23 protein-coding genes are annotated in these 22923 nt (G+C 64.9%); 13 read left to right on the top strand and 10 right to left on the bottom strand.

Annotation, left to right across the window (positions count from 1 at the left end; translation table 11 throughout):
• The 4 genes from RQI28_RS13660 (at position 1) to RQI28_RS13645 (ending at position 3484) form a co-directional block, all read left to right on the top strand.
• Entirely contained in the window at positions 1-1011 is a 1011-nt protein-coding gene (locus tag RQI28_RS13660) for an HD domain-containing phosphohydrolase (protein WP_311223925.1), read from the top strand.
• Positions 1012-1066: 55 nt separating this feature from the next.
• The gene (gene aat / locus RQI28_RS13655; protein WP_311223926.1) at positions 1067-1819 is read left to right on the top strand and encodes a leucyl/phenylalanyl-tRNA--protein transferase; all 753 of its coding nucleotides are present in this window, start codon (positions 1067-1069) and stop codon (positions 1817-1819) included.
• Positions 1816-2568, top strand: coding sequence for an arginyltransferase (locus RQI28_RS13650; protein ID WP_311223927.1), 753 nt, complete (start codon positions 1816-1818; stop codon positions 2566-2568). Before aat ends, RQI28_RS13650 begins: the two co-directional genes overlap by 4 nt.
• A 112-nt stretch (positions 2569-2680) precedes the next feature.
• The gene (locus RQI28_RS13645) at positions 2681-3484 is read left to right on the top strand and encodes an IclR family transcriptional regulator (RefSeq protein ID WP_311223928.1); all 804 of its coding nucleotides are present in this window, start codon (positions 2681-2683) and stop codon (positions 3482-3484) included.
• Between the two features lie 137 nt (positions 3485-3621).
• Here the strand turns inward: RQI28_RS13645 and pbpG are convergent, their stop codons facing one another.
• The 6 genes from pbpG to RQI28_RS13615 all read right to left on the bottom strand — a co-directional run bounded on the left by pbpG (position 3622) and on the right by RQI28_RS13615 (position 10995).
• Positions 3622-4719 carry a D-alanyl-D-alanine endopeptidase gene (pbpG, locus tag RQI28_RS13640; RefSeq protein WP_311223929.1) on the bottom strand — a complete coding sequence of 366 codons (1098 nt, stop codon included), beginning with the start codon at positions 4717-4719 and terminating at the stop codon, positions 3622-3624.
• Between the two features lie 115 nt (positions 4720-4834).
• Positions 4835-6373, bottom strand: a complete 1539-nt coding sequence (locus RQI28_RS13635) for a 2-isopropylmalate synthase (protein WP_311223930.1) — start codon at positions 6371-6373, stop codon at positions 4835-4837.
• Between the two features lie 51 nt (positions 6374-6424).
• Complete coding sequence (pssA, locus tag RQI28_RS13630; protein ID WP_311223931.1) at positions 6425-7258, bottom strand: CDP-diacylglycerol--serine O-phosphatidyltransferase; 834 nt, start codon at positions 7256-7258, stop codon at positions 6425-6427.
• A gap of 205 nt (positions 7259-7463) precedes the next feature.
• Positions 7464-8480 carry a ketol-acid reductoisomerase gene (gene ilvC / locus RQI28_RS13625; RefSeq protein ID WP_311223932.1) on the bottom strand — a complete coding sequence of 339 codons (1017 nt, stop codon included), beginning with the start codon at positions 8478-8480 and terminating at the stop codon, positions 7464-7466.
• Between the two features lie 52 nt (positions 8481-8532).
• Complete coding sequence (gene ilvN, locus RQI28_RS13620; RefSeq protein ID WP_311223933.1) at positions 8533-9024, bottom strand: acetolactate synthase small subunit; 492 nt, start codon at positions 9022-9024, stop codon at positions 8533-8535.
• A 189-nt stretch (positions 9025-9213) separates the two neighbouring features.
• A complete protein-coding gene (locus RQI28_RS13615; RefSeq protein WP_311223934.1) occupies positions 9214-10995 on the bottom strand; it encodes an acetolactate synthase 3 catalytic subunit in 1782 nt (593 codons plus the stop codon).
• A gap of 296 nt (positions 10996-11291) precedes the next feature.
• On the opposite strand from RQI28_RS13615, the gene RQI28_RS13610 reads away from it, so the two are divergent.
• The 6 genes from RQI28_RS13610 to RQI28_RS13585 all read left to right on the top strand — a co-directional run bounded on the left by RQI28_RS13610 (position 11292) and on the right by RQI28_RS13585 (position 14863).
• Positions 11292-11852: an RNA polymerase sigma factor gene (locus RQI28_RS13610; RefSeq protein ID WP_311223935.1), complete on the top strand. Its 561-nt coding sequence runs from the start codon at positions 11292-11294 to the stop codon at positions 11850-11852.
• Entirely contained in the window at positions 11849-12301 is a 453-nt protein-coding gene (locus RQI28_RS13605; RefSeq protein WP_311223936.1) for a DUF3619 family protein, read from the top strand. The genes RQI28_RS13610 and RQI28_RS13605 overlap by 4 nt, the downstream gene beginning before the upstream one ends.
• Positions 12302-12312: 11 nt before the next feature.
• A complete protein-coding gene (locus RQI28_RS13600) occupies positions 12313-13173 on the top strand; it encodes a DUF3106 domain-containing protein (RefSeq protein ID WP_311223937.1) in 861 nt (286 codons plus the stop codon).
• A 23-nt stretch (positions 13174-13196) separates the two neighbouring features.
• Positions 13197-13757, top strand: coding sequence for an RDD family protein (locus RQI28_RS13595; RefSeq protein WP_311223938.1), 561 nt, complete (start codon positions 13197-13199; stop codon positions 13755-13757).
• Positions 13758-13869: 112 nt separating this feature from the next.
• On the top strand, positions 13870-14277 hold the full coding sequence (locus RQI28_RS13590; RefSeq protein WP_311223939.1) for a diacylglycerol kinase: 408 nt from the start codon (positions 13870-13872) through the stop codon (positions 14275-14277).
• On the top strand, positions 14270-14863 hold the full coding sequence (locus tag RQI28_RS13585) for a TIGR00730 family Rossman fold protein (protein WP_311223940.1): 594 nt from the start codon (positions 14270-14272) through the stop codon (positions 14861-14863). The genes RQI28_RS13590 and RQI28_RS13585 overlap by 8 nt, the downstream gene beginning before the upstream one ends.
• 68 nt (positions 14864-14931) lie before the next feature.
• On the opposite strand, the gene RQI28_RS13580 is transcribed toward RQI28_RS13585, so the two are convergent.
• The 3 genes from RQI28_RS13580 to RQI28_RS13570 form a co-directional block, all read right to left on the bottom strand.
• The gene (locus tag RQI28_RS13580; RefSeq protein ID WP_311223941.1) at positions 14932-15270 is read right to left on the bottom strand and encodes a P-II family nitrogen regulator; all 339 of its coding nucleotides are present in this window, start codon (positions 15268-15270) and stop codon (positions 14932-14934) included.
• Positions 15271-15325: 55 nt separating this feature from the next.
• Complete coding sequence (locus tag RQI28_RS13575) at positions 15326-16978, bottom strand: NAD+ synthase (protein ID WP_311223942.1); 1653 nt, start codon at positions 16976-16978, stop codon at positions 15326-15328.
• Positions 16979-17046: 68 nt separating this feature from the next.
• Positions 17047-17637 (bottom strand): flavin reductase family protein, encoded by a 591-nt coding sequence (locus tag RQI28_RS13570; protein ID WP_311223943.1) that lies wholly within the window; start codon positions 17635-17637, stop codon positions 17047-17049.
• Between the two features lie 181 nt (positions 17638-17818).
• Here RQI28_RS13570 and RQI28_RS13565 point away from each other — a divergent pair, with 181 nt between their 5' ends.
• Positions 17819-19249 carry a GNAT family N-acetyltransferase gene (locus RQI28_RS13565; RefSeq protein ID WP_311223944.1) on the top strand — a complete coding sequence of 477 codons (1431 nt, stop codon included), beginning with the start codon at positions 17819-17821 and terminating at the stop codon, positions 19247-19249.
• Here the strand turns inward: RQI28_RS13565 and RQI28_RS13560 are convergent.
• Entirely contained in the window at positions 19230-20162 is a 933-nt protein-coding gene (locus RQI28_RS13560) for a LysR family transcriptional regulator (RefSeq protein WP_311223945.1), read from the bottom strand. The two genes, RQI28_RS13565 and RQI28_RS13560, sit on opposite strands and share 20 nt — an antisense overlap.
• 128 nt (positions 20163-20290) lie before the next feature.
• On the opposite strand from RQI28_RS13560, the gene RQI28_RS13555 reads away from it, so the two are divergent.
• On the top strand, positions 20291-21727 hold the full coding sequence (locus RQI28_RS13555; protein ID WP_311223946.1) for a M20 family metallopeptidase: 1437 nt from the start codon (positions 20291-20293) through the stop codon (positions 21725-21727).
• 28 nt (positions 21728-21755) lie between these two features.
• Positions 21756-22772 (top strand): tripartite tricarboxylate transporter substrate binding protein, encoded by a 1017-nt coding sequence (locus RQI28_RS13550; protein ID WP_311223947.1) that lies wholly within the window; start codon positions 21756-21758, stop codon positions 22770-22772.
• Positions 22773-22923: the final 151 nt, after the last annotated feature.

Below are 22923 nucleotides of genomic sequence, written 5' to 3'. Positions count from 1 at the left end.
ATGCCTACCACGCAAACTGCTGCGAGCGACCGCCTTCTCGACAACGAATACGAAGACCTGCTGGGTCTGTGGTCCGACCTTGAATCGGCACTGTCGGTGCTGCTGGCGCGGCCACTGCAGGTGCAGGACTTCACGGCCAAGGTGCGGCAGTGCGACCGCTGGCTGCAAGACCTTGTGGCGCACGACATCGACGCCGCGCTCTACCTCATGTTCCAGCTCGCCGCGACCTCGTCGGTGGGCTACAGCACCTCGCATGCGCTGGTCTGCGGCACGCTTTGCCACATCCTGGCCCACGAACTGGAACTGCCGCCGCACGAACGCGACAGCCTGGTGCGCGCGGCATTCACCATGAACATCGGCATGACCGCGCTGCAGGACGAACTGGCCCACCAGCGCGATCGGCCCACGCCGATACAGCAGCAGGCCATTGAGAGCCACCCGCGCCTGGGCGTAGACATGCTGGAACAACTGGAAGTGCGTGACGACCTGTGGCTGGACGTGGTTGGCCAGCACCATACGCTGCCCACCGAGCGGGTCAGCGAGCCCGCACCGCTGCGTCACCTCGGTGCCGAGGAGCGCCTGAGCCGCGTTCTCGCCACCATCGACCGCTATGCCGCAATGATCAGTCCGCGGAAGTCGCGTGTTGGCCGCAGCGCGACCGACTCGGTGCGCGCCATCGTCGGGCAGGACGTGGAACAGGGCGATGAGGTGAGTTTCGCCTTGGTACGCACCGTGGGCCTGTGCCCGCCGGGCACCTTCGTGCGGCTGGACAATGGCGAAACGGCCATCGTGCTGCGCCGGGGCGAAAAGCCCAACTTTCCGCTGGTCGCCAGCCTGCTCGACCGTGATGGCGGGCAGCGTGCCCAGCCGGGCCTTTATCAGACGGCCGCGGGCAAACCGCGCATCCAGTCGGCACTGGCAAGGTCCGCCGTTCCGGTCGAGCTGAACCATCGCACGATGGTGCGGCTGGGTTTGTACGCTGCCCGCCGCAGCCACAGCCCGCTGGCCTGATGCAGCCTGGCCCGCCTCTTAGCACTTGATGCCATTGCCAGAACCCGATCTCGCCTTGAATCCACCGTTGCCTTGGCTGGAGCCCGAAGATGCCTTTCCGCCCCCGACGCTGGCCTGGGGCGCTGACTCGCCAGCGCCAGGACTGCTGGCGGCCGGTGGCCTGCTGGATGTGGAGCATCTGAGCGCCGCCTACCAGCAGGGCATCTTTCCCTGGTTCAGCAGCGGCCAACCCATTCTTTGGTGGAGCCCCGACCCGCGCATGGTGCTACACGTGGCGCAATTCAAACTGCACCGTTCGCTGCGCAGGACCTTGCAGCGGTTTCGATCCCAGCCCGACTGCACCGTGAGCATCGACCGTGACTTCAGCGCTGTCATCCACGCCTGCGCACTCACATCTCGCGCTGGGCAATCAGGCACCTGGATCTTGCCTGCGATGGTGCGGGCCTACGAAGAGCTGCATGCTGCCGGGCACGCCCATAGCGTGGAGACCTGGGTCGATGGCCGCCTGGTAGGCGGGCTTTACTGCATCGCCTTCGGACAGGCGGTCTTTGGCGAATCGATGTTCGCGCACGCCACCGACGCATCGAAGATCGCGCTGGCGGCGTTCGTGGCACTGTGCCGCGCGCAAGGCGCAGCGCTGGTGGACTGCCAGCAGAACACCCGCCACCTGGCGTCGCTGGGCGCACGTGAAATCGACCGCTCGGCGTTTCTGGAGCACGTCGCGGTGGCACGGCATGCGCCGCCCATGACCTGGGCGTTCGACCCCATATACTGGAGCGAGATCCTGCCAGACGGGCCTGTGGCATGACGCAACTCAACGACCTTCCTCTGCAAACGCTGCAGTTCTACGCGACTGCCCCCTACCCGTGCAGCTATCTGCCTGACCGGCAGGCGCGCTCGCAGGTCGCCACGCCCAGCCACCTCATTCAGAACGACGTGTACACAGACCTGGTGGGCCGCGGGTTTCGGCGCAGCGGCATGTTTACGTACCGTCCCTACTGCGACGGTTGCCAGGCATGCACGCCGCTCCGGGTGTTGGCAGACCGGTTCAAGCCCGACCGCAGCCAGCGCCGCGCTTGGCAACGGCACCGCCATCTGCAGGCGCGCGTGTTGCGCCTGGGCTTCGTGCCCGAGCACTACGAGCTCTATCTGCGCTACCAGAACACCCGCCACGCCGGCGGCGGCATGGATCACGACAGCATCGACCAGTACACCCAGTTCCTGCTGCAAAGCCGGGTCAATTCGCGCCTGGTGGAGTTCAGAGAGCCCGGCGATGCCGACGGCACACCCGGTGCGCTGAAGATGCTTTCCATTTTGGACGTGCTGGGCGACGGCCTGTCTGCCGTCTATACGTTCTACGAGCCCGAAGCGCGGGCAAGCTACGGCACGTTCAACGTGCTATGGCAGATCGAGCAGGCCCGCACGCTAGGGCTGCCGTACGTGTACCTCGGCTACTGGATCGAAGCCAGCCCGAAGATGAGCTACAAAGCGAACTACATTCCGCACGAATTGCGGGTCGGTGATGTGTGGCAGCCCGGGCTGGCGCGCACGGACTGACCGCGTCGTGCGTCGTAGCTGCGACGCCAAAAGCGAACTTTCCGAAGTCATCACACATCTGACAATTTCATAACATAAAATGTTGGGTTGTTAGGCAGCGACCGGATAGCCCATGAAAAAACATCTTTCAGACGTCCCGTCCAAGCCCAGCGTGCAGGTGCTGGAGCGCATGTTCACCCTGATCGACGTGCTGGCGTCGCGCGAAGAAGCCATTTCGCTCAAGGAAATCAGCGAGAAAACGGGACTGCACCCCTCCACCGCTCACCGTATCCTCAACGATCTGACGATCGGCCGCTTCGTCGATCGGCCGGAATCAGGAAGCTACCGCTTAGGCATGCGCCTGCTGGAACTCGGCAACCTGGTGAAAGCGCGCTTAAGCGTACGCGATGCCGCGTTGGTTCCGATGCGCCAGTTGCACAAGCTGATCCAGCAACCCGTCAATCTGAGCGTGCGCCAGGGCGACGAAATCGTCTACATCGAGCGGGCCTACAGTGAGCGCTCCGGCATGCAGGTGGTGCGCGCCATCGGCGGGCGGGCACCTCTGCACCTCACCTCGACCGGCAAGCTGTTTCTGGCAGCCGACGACCCACAGCGTGTGCGCACCTATGCCACGCGCACGGGCCTCGCCGGCCACACACGCAACAGCATCACGCAAATGCCGGTGTTGGAGCGCGAACTAGGCAAGGCCCGTCAGTACGGCATTGCCCGCGACAACGAAGAACTGGAATTGGGCGTGCGCTGCATGGCGGCAGGCATCTTCGATGACCAGGGCCAACTGATAGCAGGCCTGTCGATTTCTGCGCCTGCCGATCGCCTGGATGAGGGCTGGCTGCCCAAGCTGCAGTCCACCGCCGACGCCATTTCCCAGGCGCTGGGTTATGTGAGCGGTCGCCGCACGTCGTTCACGCAGGCTTGAAAAGGCTTGAAGAGCAACTCGTTTGGGTTGAGATTGCGGCGTGACGGCCTCTCCCTTGCCGTCATCTTCTGAGGCTCCACATCACAGGAAGTGACGAGCCCGGGGTGCCACGACTGCACCCCCGCTTTTACAAGGCGTCAGCCCTTGGTGCTGGCGCCGGCGTGAAAGCTCTTCTCGCTGCCCAGTGCAGGCAGCGTTTCCACCCAGTTGCGTACCCGTTCCGCATCGCCCAGCCGGCTGAATTTACCGGCCGAATCCAGGAACACCATGATCAGCTTGCGGCCGGCGATCTGCGTCTGCATGACCAGGCAGCGGCCAGCTTCAGAGATGTAGCCGGTCTTTTGCAGGCCGATGTCCCAGGCGGGGCTTTTCACCAGGCGGTTGGTGTTGTTGTATTGCAGTGTGCGGCGACCCACAGCCACTTCATAACCGGGCGAGGTGGACAGTTCGCGCAGCAGCGGGTCGCTGTGCGCCACGTTCACCAGCATGGCCAGATCATGCGCGCTGGACTGGTTGCGGCTGGACAAACCGGTGGGCTCCACGTAGTGCGTATCTGTCATGCCCAGCAGCTTGGCCTTCAGGTTCATTTGCGACACGAAAGCGTTCAGGCCACCAGGGTACGTGCGCCCCAGCGCATGGGCCGCGCGGTTTTCGCTCGACATCAGGGCGAGGTGCATCATTTCGCCGCGCGTCAGCGTGGTGCCGACGGTCAGGCGCGAACTGCTGCCTTTTTCGGTATCCACATCATCCTGGGTGATGGTGATCTGCTCATCCATCGGCAGGCGCGCCTGCGAGATCAGCAAGCCGGTCATCAGCTTGGTCAGCGACGCAATGGGCAGCACCGCGTGGTCGTTCTTGCTGAGCAGAACTTCATTCGTTTCCTGGTCGATGACCAATGCCACGCTGGACTTCAAGTCCAGCGGATCGGTGACCGAGTGCAAGCCCGCCAATTGGCCGAACGACAGGCGCTCAGGCACGATCGCTGCGGCGCGCACCGGCGCTCGAGCGCTGCGCGCCGCGACACGGGTCGCCTTGACCCGCGTCACGGCCTTGCGAGAAACCTTGTTGGCAGCCGCCGCAGCCGGGCGTTTGGCAGTGACGGAAGACGCCTGCTTCTTCACCACCGTCTTCTTTCGCTCTGCCGCATGTGCGGTGGGCGAAGCCAGCGCAAGGCTGAGCGTGACGAAGGCCAACGCGTGGACAAAACGGGCGGCGATGCCGGGGCGTGCATGCATCTGAATGCTCCAAGCGGAAAGAAGTGTGAGGCAGTGTACAGAATCAAAAAAAGTCGCGCAAGATCAAGGCCTTGCGCGACTCTTTTAGAAACTGGGTGAATTATAAATTCGCAAGTCAGCCTTGGGCGGCCACCCGGTCGGCTTTACTTTGTAACTTGTTCAACGCACTCAGGTAGGCTTTCGCCGACGCGACAACGATGTCTGGGTCGGCGCCCACCCCGTTGACCACCCGGCCGCTGCTCTGCAACCGCACCGTCACCTCGCCCTGGCTTTCGGTGGATCCGCTGATAGCGTTGACCGAATAGAGCACCATTTCAGCACCGCTCTTGACATGGGTCTCGATGGCCTTGAGCGACGCATCCACCGGGCCGTTGCCGTCCGACGTGCCCTGCACCTCTCGCCCCTCGACCGTGAACACGATGCTGGCTTGCGGCCGCTCGCCGGTTTCGCTGTGCTGCGACAGCGAGACGAAGCCGTATTGCTCGCGCTCCGTCGTCACACTTTCGTCGCTCACCAGCGCGAGGATGTCTTCGTCGAAGATCTCGCTCTTGCGGTCGGCCAGTTCCTTGAACTTGGAGAAGGCTGCGTTGATCTCGCCCTCGCTCTCCAGTTGCACGCCCAGTTCCTGCAGCCGCTGCTTGAACGCGTTGCGCCCCGACAGCTTGCCCAGCACGATCTTGTTGGCAGTCCAGCCCACGTCTTCGGCGCGCATGATTTCGTACGTGTCGCGCGCCTTCAGCACGCCGTCCTGGTGAATGCCCGAAGCGTGCGCAAAGGCGTTGGCGCCCACCACTGCCTTGTTCGGCTGCACCACGAAACCGGTGGTCTGGCTGACCATGCGGCTGGCGGCCAGGATGTGCTGGGTGTCGATGCCCAGCTCCAGATTGAAATAGTCGCGCCGCGTCTTCACGGCCATCACGACCTCTTCAAGCGAGCAATTGCCAGCACGCTCGCCCAGGCCGTTAATAGTGCACTCGATCTGGCGTGCCCCGCCGATCTTCACGCCCGCCAGCGAGTTGGCCACCGCCATGCCCAGATCGTTGTGGCAGTGCACCGACCAGATCGCCTTGTCGCTGTTGGGAATGCGCTCGCGCAGGGTCTTGATGAAGTTGCCGTACAGCTCGGGCACGGCGTAGCCCACCGTGTCGGGCACGTTGATGGTGGTTGCGCCTTCGGCAATGACGGCCTCCAGCACGCGGCAGAGAAAATCCACCTCGCTGCGGTACCCGTCTTCGGGGCTGAACTCGACGTCGCCGATCAGGTTGCGTGCAAAGCGCACCGATTGCTTGGCCTGCTCCAGCACCTGCTCCGGCGTCATGCGGAGCTTCTTTTCCATATGCAGCGGGCTGGTGGCGATGAAGGTGTGGATGCGCCCGCTGTTCGCGCCCTTGAGCGCTTCGGCCGCGCGAGAGATGTCACGGTCGTTGGCGCGCGACAGCGAGCAGATGGTCGAGTCCTTGATTGCCTGAGCGATGCTCTGTACGGCCTCGAAGTCGCCGTTGGAGCTGGCCGCGAAGCCGGCCTCGATCACATCCACTTTCAGGCGTTCCAGTTGGCGGGCGATGCGCAGCTTTTCGTCGCGGGTCATCGACGCGCCGGGTGACTGCTCGCCGTCGCGCAGGGTGGTGTCGAAAATGATCAGTTTGTCAGTCATCGTGGTCTCCTGCTTGCAGTAGGTTTAGTTCGTATCCAGCGCAGCCGTCATTTATTTATGCAGACCGCGCTCGTCGGGCTCATCGGTCGACATGCTGATGACGCTGCTGTGCTGCCCCTTGGCCTTGCGCCAGGCGTACACCCCATAGCCCGACAGGCCGTACAGCACAAACACGCTGAACAGCACCGTGGGCGGGTGGATGTTGATGATGGCGATGGCCAGCGCGATCAGCACGATCACGGCAAAGGGCACGCTCTTTTTCATCTGGATGTCCTTGAAGCTATAGAACGGCACGTTGGTCACCATCGTCAGCCCCGCATACAGCGTGAAGGCGAAGGTGAGCCAGGTGACCTGCGTCCAGCTGAGCCAACCCTCATCGCCCGGTTGCACGCCCAACTCGGTCATGAGCCAGATGAACCCGGCCACCAATGCCGCCGCCGCAGGCGATGGCAAGCCCTGGAAGTACCGCTTGTCCACCACGCCAGTGTTCACGTTGAACCGTGCCAGCCGCAACGCCGCGCAGGCGCAATACACGAAGGCGGCGATCCAGCCCCAGCGGCCCAGTCCGCGCAAAGACCATTCGTAGGCGATCAAGGCCGGCGCGGCGCCGAACGACACCATGTCCGAGAGCGAATCCATCTGCTCGCCGAACGCGCTCTGGGTGTTGGTCATGCGGGCGACGCGCCCGTCCAGGCTGTCGAGCACCATGGCGCAGAAGACGCCCACCGCCGCCATGTCGAAGCGCCCATCCATCGCCATCACCACCGAGTAAAAACCGCCGAACAACGCCGCCAGGGTGAAGAGATTGGGCAGGATGTAGATGCCCTTGCGCCGCCTGCGCACCAGCACCTCGCCACTCCGGGCTCCGTCATTGTTTTTATGCATCAAATAGGCCTCCAGCGCTTGCTGGATAAGCGCAAGCAGCTATCAAAATCATACCAGACGGGTTTGAGCGCCCGCGCGCGAAGAGCGCAGTGTAGAGCCAGCCGGCCACCACCTGGGCGCCGGTACGGATGTCCATGAAAAAAGGCCACCAGCGGTGGCCTTTGGGCAGGCGTGCGAACGAGGCGCACACCGGGCTGATCGCAGATCAGTTGCGGGTCTGGTCGACCAGCTTGTTCTTGGCGATCCAGGGCATCATGGCGCGCAGCTTGCCACCCACCACTTCGATGCTGTGGTCGGCCGTGTTGCGGCGGCGGGCCGTCATCGATGGATAGTTCAGGCGACCTTCCTGGATGAACATCTTCGCGTATTCACCGTTCTGGATGCGCTTCAAGGCATTGCGCATGGCTTCGCGCGACTGCTCGTTGATCACTTCGGGGCCGGTCACGTACTCGCCGTACTCGGCATTGTTCGAGATCGAGTAATTCATGTTGGCAATGCCGCCTTCGTAGATCAGGTCCACGATGAGCTTGAGCTCGTGCAGGCATTCGAAGTAAGCCATTTCAGGGGCGTAGCCAGCTTCGACCAGGGTTTCGTAGCCCATCTTGATCAGCTCGACCGCGCCGCCGCACAGCACGGCTTGTTCGCCAAACAGGTCAGTCTCGGTCTCTTCCTTGAAGTTGGTCTCGATGATGCCGGCCTTGCCGCCGCCATTGGCTGCCGCGTAGCTCAGGGCCAGGTCACGGGCCTTGCCGGATTGGTCTTGATGCACTGCAACCAGATGGGGCACGCCGCCGCCCTGGGTGTAGGTGTTGCGCACGGTGTGGCCCGGGGCCTTCGGAGCGACCATCCACACATCCAGATCGGCACGGGGCACGACTTGGTTGTAGTGCACATTGAAGCCATGGGCGAAGGCCAGCGAAGCGCCTTGCTTGATGTTCGGCTCGACGTTGTTCTTGTAGACGGCTGCGATGTCTTCGTCAGGCAGCAAAATCATGACCACGTCAGCGGCCTTGACCGCGTCGTTCACTTCCAGCACGTTCAGGCCGGCCTTGCCGACCTTGTCCCACGAAGCACCGCCCTTGCGCAGGCCAACCACGACCTTCACGCCACTGTCGTTCAGGTTCTGTGCGTGGGCATGGCCCTGCGAGCCGTAGCCGATGATGGCCACGGTCTTGCCCTTGATCAGGCTCAGGTCGGTGTCTTTGTCGTAGAAAACTTTCATGGGTCGCTCCAGTAAAAAATGCGTTGGTCAGGATGGAAAAAGAAGGAATGTCTTAGACGCGGAGGATGCGTTCACCGCGACCGATACCGCTGGCGCCAGTCCGAACGGTCTCCAGAATCGACGTGCGGTCTATGGCCTGCAAGAAAGCATCGTTCTTGGACTGGTCGCCCGTCAGCTCGACGGTGTAGCTCTTGTCGGTCACGTCGATGATGCGGCCGCGGAAGATGTCGGCCATGCGCTTCATCTCCTCGCGCTCCTTGCCTACGGCGCGCACCTTCACCATCATGAGCTCGCGCTCGGTGTAGGAGCCTTCGGTCAGGTCGACGACCTTCACGACTTCGATGAGCCGGTTCAGGTGCTTGGTGATCTGCTCGATCACGTCTTCAGAACCGTGGGTTTGGATGGTCATGCGCGACAGCGATGCGTCCTCGGTGGGCGCCACGGTCAGCGATTCGATGTTGTAGCCCCGCGCAGAAAACAGGCCTACGACGCGCGACAGCGCACCCGGTTCGTTCTCCAGCAAGACGGCGATGATGTGTTTCATGAGTGCAGATTCCTCTTTTTGCGACGGCAGCACGATCCACAAGTGGTCGCAGAAAACTGTCGTTTTTCGCTGCCCTCCCCCGACGCCGGTAAGCGGCGGGCTCGGCAGGCAATAGATTCGTCAAAGTTGAAAGCTATCAAAAAGATAGCTGCTAGCGCTTGATGGACAAGCGCTGGAGGCCGATCTGGCTTAAAGGTCCTCCGACCCCAGCAGCATTTCGGTAATGCCCTTGCCCGCCTGCACCATCGGGAACACGTTCTCGGTGGGGTCGGTGCGGAAGTCCAGGAACACGGTGCGATCTTTGAGGCGGCGGGCCTCGCGCAGCGCGGGCTCTACGTCTTCAGGGCGCTCGATCAGCATGCCGACGTGGCCGTAGGCCTCAGCCAGCTTCACGAAGTCGGGCAGCGAATCCATGTAGCTGTGGCTGTAGCGGCCCGAATACTCGATCTCTTGCCACTGCCGGACCATGCCCAGGAAGCGGTTGTTGAGCGAACAGATGATGATCGGCGTTTCATACTGGCGGCAGGTGGCCAGTTCCTGGATGTTCATCTGCACCGAGCCTTCACCCGTGATGCAGAACACCTCGGCATTCGGCTTGGCCAGCTTGATGCCCATGGCGTAGGGAATGCCCACGCCCATGGTGCCCAGGCCGCCGGAATTGATCCAGCGGCGTGGTTCTTCAAAGCGGTAGTACTGCGCAGCCCACATCTGGTGCTGGCCCACATCGGACGTCACGTAGGCGTCGGCGTCCTTGGTCATGTTCCAGAGCGTCTCAACCACGTACTGCGGCTTGATGACGTCGCTGCTGCCCATGCTGTACTTCAGGCAATCGCGCTTGCGCCAGCCTTCGATGGTGTCCCACCAGGCCGCCAGGGCGCCGGCTTCAGGGCGCGTGGGGGTCTCGCGGATCATCGCGATCAGCTCGGTCAGCACGTCCTTGACGTCGCCGACGATAGGGATGTCGACCTTCACGCGCTTGGAGATGCTCGACGGGTCGATGTCGATATGAATGATCTTGCGGTCGTTCTGGGCAAAGTGCTTCACGTTGCCGATCACGCGGTCGTCAAAGCGCGCGCCCACCGCCAGCAGCACGTCGCAGTTCTGCATCGCGTTGTTGGCCTCGACCGTGCCGTGCATGCCCAGCATCCCGAGGAACTTGCGGTCCGACGCGGGATAAGCGCCCAGGCCCATCAACGTATTGGTGACCGGGTAGCCCAGCATGTCCACCAAGGTACGCAGTTCGTCGCAGGCATTGCTCAGCAGCACGCCGCCGCCGGTATAGATGTAAGGGCGCTTGGCCGTCAACAGCAACTGCAACGCCTTGCGAATCTGCCCGCCGTGGCCCTTGCGCACGGGGTTGTACGACCGCATCTCCACAGTCTGTGGATAGCCGTTGTAAGCCACCTTCTTGAACGACACGTCCTTCGGAATGTCGACCACCACCGGGCCTGGGCGGCCGGTACGGGCGATGTGGAAGGCTTTCTTCATCGTAGCCGCCAGATCGCGCGCATCCTTGACCAGGAAGTTGTGCTTGACGATGGGGCGCGTGATGCCGACGGTGTCGCATTCCTGGAAGGCGTCCAGACCGATGGCGTGCGTGGGCACTTGGCCGGCGATGATTACCATCGGGATGGAATCCATGTAGGCCGTCGCGATGCCGGTGACCGCATTGGTCAGGCCCGGGCCTGAGGTGACCAGCGCGACGCCAACTTCACCCGTGGCGCGGGCATATCCGTCAGCGGCATGGACGGCCGCCTGCTCGTGGCGCACCAACACATGATGGATCGTGTCCTGCTTGTACAGCGCGTCGTAGATGTACAGAACGGCGCCGCCCGGATAACCCCAGATGTACTGGACGTTCTCGGCTTGCAGGGATTTGATGAGAATTTCGGCGCCCATGAGGTCTTGGGTGCCGGCGGCGCCTTGAATGGCGGCCGCTGCCGATGCGATTTCGGCTTTTGAGATTTCCATGATCAACCTTTGCGAATTTCTCTGACGAAAAACCTTGGGTGCCCCTTGAACAAGCCCTTGTGAAGCCGCCTCGGAACTTGAGGCCTCGGCCATGGGCGAGATGATTGCTGCGCCGGACCGGGACCCGTTTGCCTTTGAATTGCAGCCAGGATTATGGCATTTGTCGCACTGGCGCGGACGCCTGTCGGAAAAATACAGCGCCGGTGCCATAATCGCGCGCTTTGGCGCCAGGCCTCATACTGATTTGGCGGTGCCTTTGCCGCCTGTTCGCCCGTCTCTTGCGGGCCCATTCACTCTTGGCTACCGAACGAGAACTGTCCGACTTCCTCAAAAGCGTAGAAAAGCGAGCGTTCAAGCGCTCGATCTATCACGTGCGCAATGAGGAATCGGCACTGGACATCGTTCAGGACAGCATGCTCAAGCTGGCGGAGCACTACGGCGACAAGCCCGTGAACGAGTTGCCGATGCTGTTCCAGCGCATCCTGTCGAACTGCACGCTCGACTGGTTCCGCCGTCAAAAGACGCGCAACGCGCTGTTTTCCAGCATGAGCGACTTCGAAGGCCCTGACGACGAAGGCGGCGATTTCGACCTGCTGGAGGCCTACACCGGCAGCGAGACCGCGCAGAGCGCCGAAGACCTGACGCGGCGCGCCCAGGTGTTTCGCAATATCGAAGCCGAGATTCAAGAATTGCCCCCCCGTCAACGGGAGGCCTTCCTGATGCGTTACTGGGAGGAAATGGATGTTGCAGAAACTGCAGCCGCCATGGGCTGCTCGGAAGGCAGTGTGAAAACGCACTGCTTTCGCGCAGTCCAGACCCTCGGCAAGGCACTGAAGGCCAAAGGAATAGAACTATGAATCGCACACCCCCCGCTTCCGCCGAACTCGCCGCCGACCGTTACGCGCGCCGCGTGACCGCGCGACTGACGGAGGGCGTCGACGCGTTGCCTTACGATATTTCCGAGCGCCTGCGGGCCGCGCGCATGCAGGCACTGGACAAGCGCCGCAAACCGGTCTTCGTGCCGGTGCGCGAGATCGCTGCCGCGCCGGTGGTGGTGTCTTCAGACGGCAGTGCTACCCTCGGCTGGGGGGGTGAAGGCGGTAACTGGTGGCGCGCTCTGATGTCGGCCGTGCCGCTGACGGCGCTGGTGGTCGGCCTGGTGTTCATCAACATCGCGCAGGACGAGAATATCGCCCACGAGATCGCCGAGGTGGACACCGCCCTGCTCACTGACGATCTGCCGCCCTCGGCCTATGCCGACCCTGGCTTCCTTCAATTCCTCAAGACGGCTGACGACAGCCGCTGATTCGACACTGCATGCCCCCCAGCCTGACCGACGCTCCCCGCATCCTGCCAGCCGCCGTGCTGGCTTTTGCATTGCTGGGCGCGCTGTCCTTGGGTGGCTGGCGGGTGGTTACGCAGGTCCGCATGGCTCCCGGCACGGCGGTGCCTGCTGAAGTATTGGCATCACAGCACAAGAAGGCGCGCAACCCGGCCGTGCGCCGTGTGCGCACGCCAGAGCCAGCACAGCCTGTCGGCCCCAGCTGGAGTCAACTGACAACCGCGCAACGAGAAGCTCTCGCCCCGCTGGCGGAACGTTGGCCGGTGTTGAGCGAGGTTCAGAAGCGCCATTGGCTCAACTTGGCCGGGGGGTTCAAGTCGCTGGCGCCTGAAGAGCAGGTCAAGATGGTCGAGCGCATGACCGATTGGGCCAGCCTCAGCACGCAGCAACGCAGCCAGGCCCGGCTCAACTACGCCGCGACCGCCAAGCTGGCGCCAGACAGCAAAGTCGCACAGTGGGAGGCTTACCAAGCCTTGAGCCCGCAAGAAAAAGAGCGCCTCGCGGCACGCGCGGCCCCCAAGCCGGCCGGGGCGGCCACCGCTCTGCGCCCGGTGGCGCCGCGCAAGCTGGCCAAGGTGCCGGCCGCAGCGGCGGTGACCGCCGCCAGCCCCGCCAATCCGCCGAAGATTCCTCCGGTGAACGAATTCCACTCCACGCAGGCGCTTCCCGTATTGGCACCCTCGCCGGCCTCGACAGCCTCCAGTGCGGCTGTACAGACGGCGCCTGTTCACGTGCCTTCTGCAGTGGCGGCACCCCTGCCGCCTGCAGGCGTGGCGCCAGACGGCGACGGCACCCCAGCCGAGCGCGACTTCGCACCCTTGCACCCCCCCCAATAGGCTCCACTTCGCCCGACCGCCGCATGCCCGCCTCTCCGATGTCAAGCCCGAGCCCGTCTTCCGACTCCGCAACGGGCGTACCCGCCATCGCGCTGAACGGCACGACGCCGTCGCTCCCGCGCCGCATGGCGTGCTGGCTGTACGAAGGCATGCTGATGTTCGGCGTAGTGTTCATTGCCAGCTACCTTTTCGACGCACTCAGCCAATCGCGCCATGCGCTGGACAACCGGCACCTGCGGATGGGTTTTCTGTTTGTGGTGTTCGGTATCTACTTCACCTGGTTCTGGTCCAGGGGTCAGACGCTCGCCATGAAGACTTGGCGTATCAAAGTTGTCGATGCAAGCGGTATGCACATCAGCCAATTGCGTGCGCTGGCCCGGTACGTGTTGAGTTGGCTCTGGTTTCTTCCCCCCCTGGCTGCATATTCCTTCGGCGTTGATGCTGTAGAGGTGATGGTGCTGCTTTTTGGTTGGGTCTTCATCTGGGCGCTGCTGAGTCGCTTTCACCCGCAAAGGCAGTTCTGGCACGATGCACTGGCGGGCACGCGCCTGGTGCATTTTCAGCTGCCGCCCCGCAAACACTGAGGCGCCCGCCCTCAGCTCAGGCGTAGACAACGGCTGCGCCGCACTTTGGCGTGCCAGCCAGTTCGCGCCAACCATTGCGCACACCACGGCCTGCGCCAAAATAGCTTTCCTGATGTCTATGCCTCCCCTGCCCCACCCACCGCACCCTCACAAGGCCCGCACCGGCGTTCACCGTGTCTGGCACGCCACTGGCTATTCGTTGCAAGGCCTGCGCGCGGGCTGGAGCGAGAAGGCTTTTCGCACAGAAGCCTGCATGGCGTTCGTGCTGTTGCCACTGTCCTTGTGGCTCGGCAGCAGCTGGGTCGAGGTGGCCTTGCTGGCGGGCACCGTGCTGCTGGTGCTGATCACCGAGTTGCTCAATTCCGGCATTGAAGCGGCCATCGATCGCGTGGGCCCTGAACTGCATGCCATGTCCAAGCGTGCGAAGGACTTGGGCAGTGCGGCGGTGCTGTTGAGTTTGCTGCTGTGCTCAGGCGTGTGGGCGGCGGCGCTCTATCAAAGGTTGTTTGTACATGGCTGATCCCGCATTCTCGATCTGCGTCTACCTGGGCTCACGCTCCGGTGGCACTCCCCGCTTTGCCGAAGCGGCCACGGCCGTGGGCCAATGGATCGGCCGGCACAGCGGCCAACTGGTCTATGGCGGCGGCCGTAGTGGCTTAATGGGCACAGTGGCAGAGGCCACGCGCCTGGCCGGCGGCCGGGTGGTGGGCGTGATTCCACAAGCGCTGGTGGACAAGGAACTGGCCAATCACCAGTGCGACGAACTGCACATCGTGCAGAACATGCACGAACGCAAAGCGATGATGGCCGAGCGCTGTGATGCCTTTGTCGCCCTGCCCGGCGGCATCGGCACATTCGAGGAACTGTTCGAGGTGTGGACGTGGCGGCAGCTGGGCTACCACGACAAGCCGCTGGGCCTGCTGAACGTCGATGGCTACTACGACGGAATGCTGTCGTTCCTGCGCACCAGCGTGCAGAGCGGTTTCATGAGCGATTGGCAGATGGGTCTGCTGTCTACGCACACCGAGGTGGGCGCGCTGCTGACCACCTTGGTGCAGGAAGCAGGTAACAACCGGGACGTCACTGCGCTGCGCGACGTGATTTGATTAATTGATTAATTAACTGATTGATTGGCTAATTGAAGCGCCCGCCTTGCCCGGCGGGCGCAGCAAACTCAGACCGCTGCTTCGTCCAGGTCACCCGTACGGATGCGCACCACGCGCTCCACGGCCGTCACAAAGATCTTGCCGTCGCCGATCTTGCCGGTGCGCGCCGCATTCACGATGGCGTCCACGCAGCGGTCCACGTCGTCCGTCTTGACAACGACTTCCACCTTTACCTTGGGCAGAAAGTCCACCACATACTCGGCGCCGCGGTACAGCTCGGTGTGGCCCTTCTGGCGGCCAAAGCCTTTGACTTCGGTCACCGTCAGGCCGGTGACGCCGCAGTCGGCCAGGGCCTCGCGGACTTCCTCGAGCTTGAAAGGCTTGATGACGGCGGTAATCATTTGCATGGGGAATGTCTCCTGGAATGAATGTGCTGCGATACGAAAAATCTGGTACGGATCATCAGGCGCGAAAGCGGCTGGTGATGGGGTAGCGCCAGTCCTTGCCGAAGCTGCGGCGTGTGACGCGAATGCCCACCGGCGCCTGGCGGCGCTTGTATTCATTGAGCTTGATGAGCCGGGTGACGCGCTCCACGTCGGCCCGGTCGTAGCCGTCTTCGATGATGGATTCGATGGGCTCGTCGCCCTCCATGTAGCGCGCCACGATGGCGTCCAGCACCTCGTAAGGCGGCAGGCTGTCCTGGTCTTTCTGGTCGGGCCGCAGCTCGGCGCTGGGCGGGCGCGTGATGATGCGCTCGGGAATGGGGCGCGCGCCCGTGCCGAACGGGTCGTTCTCATTGCGCCAGCGCGCCAGGGCGAACACCTGCGTCTTGGCCACGTCCTTGATGACCGCAAAGCCGCCGGCCATGTCGCCGTACAGCGTGCAGTAGCCCGTCGCCATCTCGCTCTTGTTGCCGGTGGTCAGCACGATGGAGCCGAACTTGTTCGACAGCGCCATCAGCAGCGTGCCGCGAATGCGCGCCTGCAGGTTCTCTTCGGTGGCGTCTTCCGGCAGCCCGGCGAATTCGCTGGCCAGCGCGGCCTTGAAGGCCTCGAACTGCGGTGCGATGGAGATTTCGTCATAGCGCACGCCCAGCCGTTCGGCCATGTCGCGCGCGTCGATCCAGCTGATGTCGGCCGTGTAGGGCGAGGGCATCATCACCGCGCGCACCTTGTCCGCACCCAGCGCATCGACGGCGATCGCCAGCACCAGGGCCGAATCGATGCCGCCTGACAGGCCCAGCAACGCGCCGGGAAAGCCGTTCTTGCCGATGTAGTCGCGTACGCCCAGCACCAGGGCTGACCACAGATCGGACTCCAGCGTGGGCACGGGAGCAACGTCTGCTATTAATTTTATAGCTGACTGCGCTTGATCCACCTGCGCTAGCAGCAGTTTTTCTTCAAAACCAGGGGCACGGAAGGCGATGAAGCCATCGGCATTCAGCCCGAACGACCGGCCTTCAAACACCACTTCGTCCTGCCCGCCCACCAGGTGGGCATAGACCAGCGGCAGGCCGGTTTCGGTCACCCGCTCGCGCATGATCTGCTCGCGCTCGGAGCTTTTGCCGACATGGAAAGGCGAGGCGTTGATGCTGACCAGCAACTGCGCACCGGCATCCGCCGCACGCCGAGCCGGGCCGGGGAACCACGCGTCTTCGCAGATCAGAAGGCCGATGCGCACGCCATCGACGTCGAACACGCAGGTGTCGCTGCCGGGCGTGAAATACCGGCGCTCGTCGAACACCTGGTAGTTGGGCAATTCTTGCTTGGCGTAGGTTTGTTCGACGCGGCCGGCGCGCACCACGCTGGCGGCGTTGGCGCAACGGCCGGCCGGGTCGGCAGGCAGGCGCTGCGGGTGGCCGACGACGATGGCCAGGCCCTCCAGATCGGCAGTGGCGCGCACCACTTCGGCCAGGGCCTGGTCGCTGGCCGCCAGAAAGGCGGGCCGCAAAAACAGGTCTTCGGCCGCATAGCCGCACAGCGCCAATTCGGGCGTGAGCAGCAGGCGTGCACCGGCGGCATGGGCGTCGCGTGCGGCCTGGATGATCTTCTGGGCGTTGCCCGGCAGATCGCCCACGATGAAATTGAACTGGGCGATGCTGATGGCGAATGGCATACGAAGAGCGCGGCGCGGAAGGGGGTAGGCGGTGGAAAAAAGACTCAGACCATTATGTCATCGGGGTGTCAGACGGCCGGGCTCGCGGCTCCGTCCACCGCCGCGCCGGCCAGCAGGTAATGGCCGCCCGCCACGTGGTGGAGCGTGCGCAGCTCGTCATGCTCATCAAAGTGCCACCGGCCGGCCGAGTACACGCGCGCGTCGGCCCACGCGCCGACGACTTCGCCCAGAAACAAATCGTAGGTCTGCTGGATGTGCGGCTCGGGCAGCAGCCGGCAGGCGAGCCAGGCCACGCAGCCCTCGACCAACGGCGCGGGGCTGGCGGGCTCGTCGATCCATGCCAGGCCAGGCAACGTGGCGAGCTTGTCCACGTCCTTTCCACTGACGCCGCCAATGGCGGTGGTGAGCGCCGCCTGCGCACGGCAGGGCACGCTGAGCGTGAAATGGCCCGACGACTCGATCAGCCCGCGGGTGAAGGTGGCCTTGTCGATCACCACCGCCACCTTCGGCGGGGCGAAGTCCAGCGCCATGTTCCAGGCCGCCGCCATCACGTTGCTGCGCCCGCCATGCGCGGCGCTGACCAGCACCGTGGGGCCGTGGTTGAGCAGCCGCGTGGCGCGGTCGAGGGGGACGGGTTGGCGATGCGTCGGTTGCGTCATGCGGGTGATTGTGGCGGCCCGGCGCCGTCCTTGGCCCTGCGCGGGGCTTTGCCGCACGGCGCGGGACCGGCGGCGTTGGCGATCTGGTGGCAACATCGGCCCATCTTCCGGCGCATCGCTGTGGATACGTGATTTTCAAAGAAAGCTCCGCCTTTTGCCTTCGCCCTCTTCCCGATCACCCGTGGCCGACGAACCGCATTACGAGTTGCGCGTCGCCGAAGACCCCGCCCAGCTTAATGCCGCTGCGTGGGACGCGCTGCTGGCCGACCAGACGCACGCCACGCCCTTTCTGCGCCACGCGTATCTGGCCGCCCTGCACGACAGCGGCAGCGCCACCACCGCCACGGGCTGGACGGCGCGCTTCTTCACGCTGTGGCAAGGCGACATGCTGCAAGCGGCCTGCGCGCTGTACGTCAAGGCGCATTCGTATGGGGAATACGTGTTCGACCACGCCTGGGCGCAGGCCTATGCGCGCCACGGCATCGACTATTACCCCAAGGCCGTCGTCGCGGTGCCGTTCACTCCTGTGCCGGGCGCGCGGCTGCTGGCGCGCAGCGACGTGGCCCGCGCCACGTTGCTGCAGGCGCTGCTGGCGTGGTGCGAAGAAGCCGAGCTGTCGTCGCTGCACCTGCTGTTTGCCGCTGACGAGGATGTCCGGGCCGCGCAGCAGCAAGGCCTGATGCTGCGCCACACCGTTCAATTCCACTGGAAGAATGTGGCCCCCACGCTCCCTGCTGCGCATGGTTCGCTGCCCCCCAAGGGGGCCCTCGCCGCCTTGGGGCGGCCCGGCGACGGCGAGAATGAGGCCCCCACGCTCCCTGCTGCGCATGGTTCGCTGCCCCCCAAGGGGGCCCTCGCCGCCTTGGGGCGGCCCGGTGACGGCGAGAATGCAGCCCCCACGCTCCCTGCTGCGCAGAGTGCGCTTCCCTTCGAAGAGCCGCCCCCCGAACCTTCCGCCCGCGCATTCCACGACTTCGACGACTTCCTCGCCTCGCTGTCGCAGGACAAACGCAAGAAGATCCGGCAAGAGCGCCGCCGCGTCGCCGAAGCGGGCGTCACCTTCCGCTCGGTGCAGGGCGCCGACATCCTGCGCGATGACTGGGACTTTTTCTACCGCTGCTACGAACGCACCTACCTGGAGCACGGCAACCCGCCCTATCTGTCGCGCGACTTCTTCCACCGCATGGAGCGCGATCTGCCCGAGGCCTGGGTGCTGTTCATCGCCGAGCGCGACGGGCGGCCGATTGCTACCAGTTTGATAGCTATCAGCGCTTATGCATCAAGCGCTGGAGGCCAAAAACACCCTCAAGTGGCGTTTGGCCGCTACTGGGGCGCCATCGAGCGGGTGGATTGCCTGCACTTCGAAGCCTGCTACTACCAGCCGATCGCCTGGTGCATTGCCCACGGCGTGCAGCGTTTTGAGGGCGGCGCGCAGGGCGAACACAAGATGGCGCGCGCCCTGCTGCCGGTGCAGGCCACCAGCGCGCACTGGCTGGCGCACCCGGCATTTGCCGAGGCGGTGGACCGGTTTCTGGAGCGCGAAGGCGAAGGCGTTGCGGAGTACCTGGAGCACCTGCAGGCGCGCAGCCCGTTCAGGCACACGGCGGACTGACGGGCGGCGCCGCAGCGGCTTCCACCGCTTCAACCAGCGCCTGCAAAAACGTGGCCACCAGCGCCGGCAGCGTGCGGCCCTGCAGCGACAGCACCTCCAGCCGCCGCTGGCCCAGCATGGCGTCGTCGAACGGCCGGGCTACGACGGCGCCACGCGCCAGCCAGTGGACTACCGTCAGCCGGCCCGACAGCAGCACCTGCGGGCTGCGCAGCAAAGGCAGCATGACGGACGAGAAATTGCTGACGAAGAGCGGCTCGTAGCGCAGCCCGCGCGCGCTGCAGGCCAGGTCGAACAATTGCCGCGCCGTCATGCCGACGCTGCCCACCATCAACGGGTAAGCCACCACGTCGGCCAGCGCCACCGTGCGGACTTGCGCCAGCGGGTGGTCGGGCGTCATCACGGCCAGCACGGGCGCCTGGGCCGCATGCTCCACGCGCAGGCCGGCGTCAGGCGACATGGCGTATTTCAGGCCGATGTCGGCCTCGCCGCGCAGCAGCCATTGCGCCACCTGGTCTGGCGCGCCCACCAGCAGCTCGATCTGGCAGCCGGGCTGGGCGTCCTGAAAATCCAGCACCCAGCCAGCAACGAAGCCGGCGGCAAAGCCTTCGGTGCAGGCGAGCCTGACGCGCCCCGCCGCCTGGCCGCCCAGGTGGAGCACTTGTTGCAGCACTTGGTCGGCATCCAGCGCGGCCAGGCGCAGGTGGCCCGCCAGGCGCAGGCCGGCCGCTGTCAGCACCATGCCGCGCGCGCTGCGGTCAAACAGCGGCGTGCCTAGACTGCCTTCCAGCTTGGCGATCTGCCGGCTGACGGCCGAGGCCGCGACAAAGAGCCGTGCCGCCGCCTGGTTGACCGAGCCGGCCTGCGCCACTTCGAGGAAGTAGCGCATCGGGGTGCTGAGCAAAGAAGGCGTCATGGTCGTGAGGCGAACGGCAGATCGGGTATTGCTTTAAAAGCAATATGAGTATGCCAAAACGGCGCTTCCGGCAATGTCGTTCCGGCCTTTTACTTGCATGCTTCAGCCACGCCACCCACTCATCGACCATGCAACGCACCGACGCCCTCGACCTCGCCAGCGCCTACTTCGACGACGGCCGCTTCTTCACCGACTTGCGGCGCCGTGTGGCGCTGCGCACCGAAAGCGACACCGGCACTGTGCCGCCCACGCTGCAGCACTACCTGGAGGGCGAACTGACGCCCGCGTTCGAAGCCCTGGGCTTCACCTGCCGCGTGCAGCCCAACCCGTCGCCCACCGGCGGCCCGTTCCTCATTGCCCGGCGGGTGGAAGACCCGGCCGCGCCCACCGTGCTGACCTACGGCCACGGCGACGTGACCAGCGGGCAGGATGCGCAGTGGCGCGAAGGCCTGTCGCCCTGGGCGCTGACCACAGAGGGCGAGCGCTGGTACGGCCGGGGCACGGCTGACAACAAAGGCCAGCATTCGGTCAACCTGGGCGGGCTGGCCGCCGCGCTGGTCGCCCGCGAAGGCCGCCTGGGCTACAACGTGACCTGGCTGGTCGAAATGGGCGAGGAAGCCGGCTCGCCCGGCCTGCACGCGTTGTGCGCGCAGGAGCGCGACACCCTGCAGGCCGACCTGCTGATCGCCTGCGACGGCCCGCGCGTGAGCGCGGCGCGGCCCACGCTGTTTCTGGGCTCGCGCGGCGCGGTCAACTTCACGCTGCGGCTGCGCGCACGGCCCCGCGGCTACCACTCAGGCAACTGGGGCGGCGTGCTGTCCAACCCCGCCACGGTGCTGTGCAACGCGGTGGCCAGCATGGTGGACGGCAACGGCCGGCTGCGGGTTCAAGGCCTGCTCCCGCCGGCCATATCCAAGCCAGTGGGCGACGCGCTGGCCCGCATCGCCATCGGCGGCGGAGCGGACGACCCCGAACTGACCCCCGGCTGGGGTGAGCCGGGCCTGACGCCCGCCGAGCGGTTGATGGGCTGGAACACGCTGGAGGTGCTGGCCATGGGCGCCGGCAACCCGCAGCGCCCGGTCAACGCCATTGCGGCCGAAGCGGTGGTGCACTGCCAGCTGCGCTTCGTGGTCGGCACGCCGTGGCAACAGCTGGAAGGCATCGTGCGCGACCACCTGGACGCCAAGGGTTTTAGCGACGTGCAGATCGACGTCACCATGGGCTGCGCCGCCACCCGGCTGGACCCGGCCCACCCCTGGGTGGACTGGGCGCGCGGCTCCATCGAGCGCAGCAGCGGCCAGGCGCCGGACGTGCTGCCCAACCTGGCGGGCTCGCTGCCCAACGACGTGTTCGCCGACCTGCTGGGCCTGCCCACGCTGTGGGTGCCGCATTCGTACCCGGCCTGCGCGCAGCACGCGCCCAACGAACACCTGCTCGCCCCCGTGGCGCGCGAGGGCCTGCGCATCATGGCCGGGCTGTACTGGGACCTGGGCGAGCCGGCCGGCGGCACCGCCGCTCCATGGCCTGCGCGGGCCACCACTGCCGCCACTGCCGTTCCGGCCTGATACAAAATCCTTCGCCAAAGACGCCCGCATGAACTCCTCACCGCATTCCATCGCCCGCACCGCTCCCATCTCGCGCCGCACCACCCTGCAGTGGATCGGCGCGGGCGCCCTGGCCGCCACACTGCCCACCGCCTGGAGCCAGGACGCCTGGCCCGCCCACACAGTCAGGCTGGTGGTGCCGTTTCCGCCCGGGGGTGGCACCGACCTGGTGGCGCGCGCGCTGGGCACGCGGCTGGCGCAGCGGCTGGGCCAGGCGGTGGTGATCGACAACAAGCCGGGGGCTTCCACCATCATCGGCACCGACGCGGTCGCCAAGGCGGCGCCGGACGGCTACACCCTGCTGCTGTCGGGCTCCACCAGCTACACGGTCAACCCCGCGCTGCGGACCAAGCTGCCGTACGACCCGGTGCGCGACCTGGCGCCCATCTGCATCGTGGCGCGCACGCCGCTGGTGCTGGTGGTGCGCGCCGACCAGCCCTGGCGCAACGTGCAGGATCTGGTCGCCGCCGCGCGCGCCACGCCGCGCGGCATTCGCTACGCCACGTTCGGCTCGGGCTCGGCCCCGCATCTGGCGGGCGAGCTGTTCGCGCTGGCCGCCGGCCTGCAGTTGCAGGACGTGCCGTACAAGGGCAGCGCGCAAAGCACCCTGGCGGTGATGGCCGGAGAGATCGAGATGGGCATAGACACCGTGGCCGCCGTGGAGCCGCACATCCGCTCGGGCAAGCTGCGCGCGCTCGGCATCGTCGGCACCAGCCGCCCCAGCCTGCTGCCCCAGGTGCCCACCATGGCAGAGCAAGGCCTGCCGGACGCGGTGTTCGACGGCTGGTACGCCCTGTCAGCTCCCGCTGCCACGCCTGCGCCCATACTGCAACGGCTGGCGCGCGAGACCACCGCCGCCATGGCCGACCCTGCACTGCAGTCGCAGCTGCGCGCCCAAGGCATGGAGCCGGTCGCCCTTGGGGCGGAGACGTTCAGGAACCTGATGCAGCAGGAGATCGGCCGCTACCGCGCGCTCGCGCACCGGGCGCGCATCGTCGTGGAATGACTGCGCCTGCCATTCACGGGTTTCAAGCAAAAAGTGCCTCTAGCGCCCTACAGATAAGCGCTGGCAGCTATTAAAAAAATAGCAATCATCTGAAAGACGATGCCAGGGCGGCGAGGCACTGCGCAGGTGCCACCCGCCCTCGTGACCCGGC

The organism is Acidovorax sp. WCS2018Noco2-16, from assembly GCF_031843945.1.
Lineage (GTDB): Bacteria > Pseudomonadota > Gammaproteobacteria > Burkholderiales > Burkholderiaceae_C > Paracidovorax.
The sequence above is the reverse complement of the archived record's forward strand: the minus strand, read 5'-3'. Positions and strand labels throughout refer to the sequence as shown.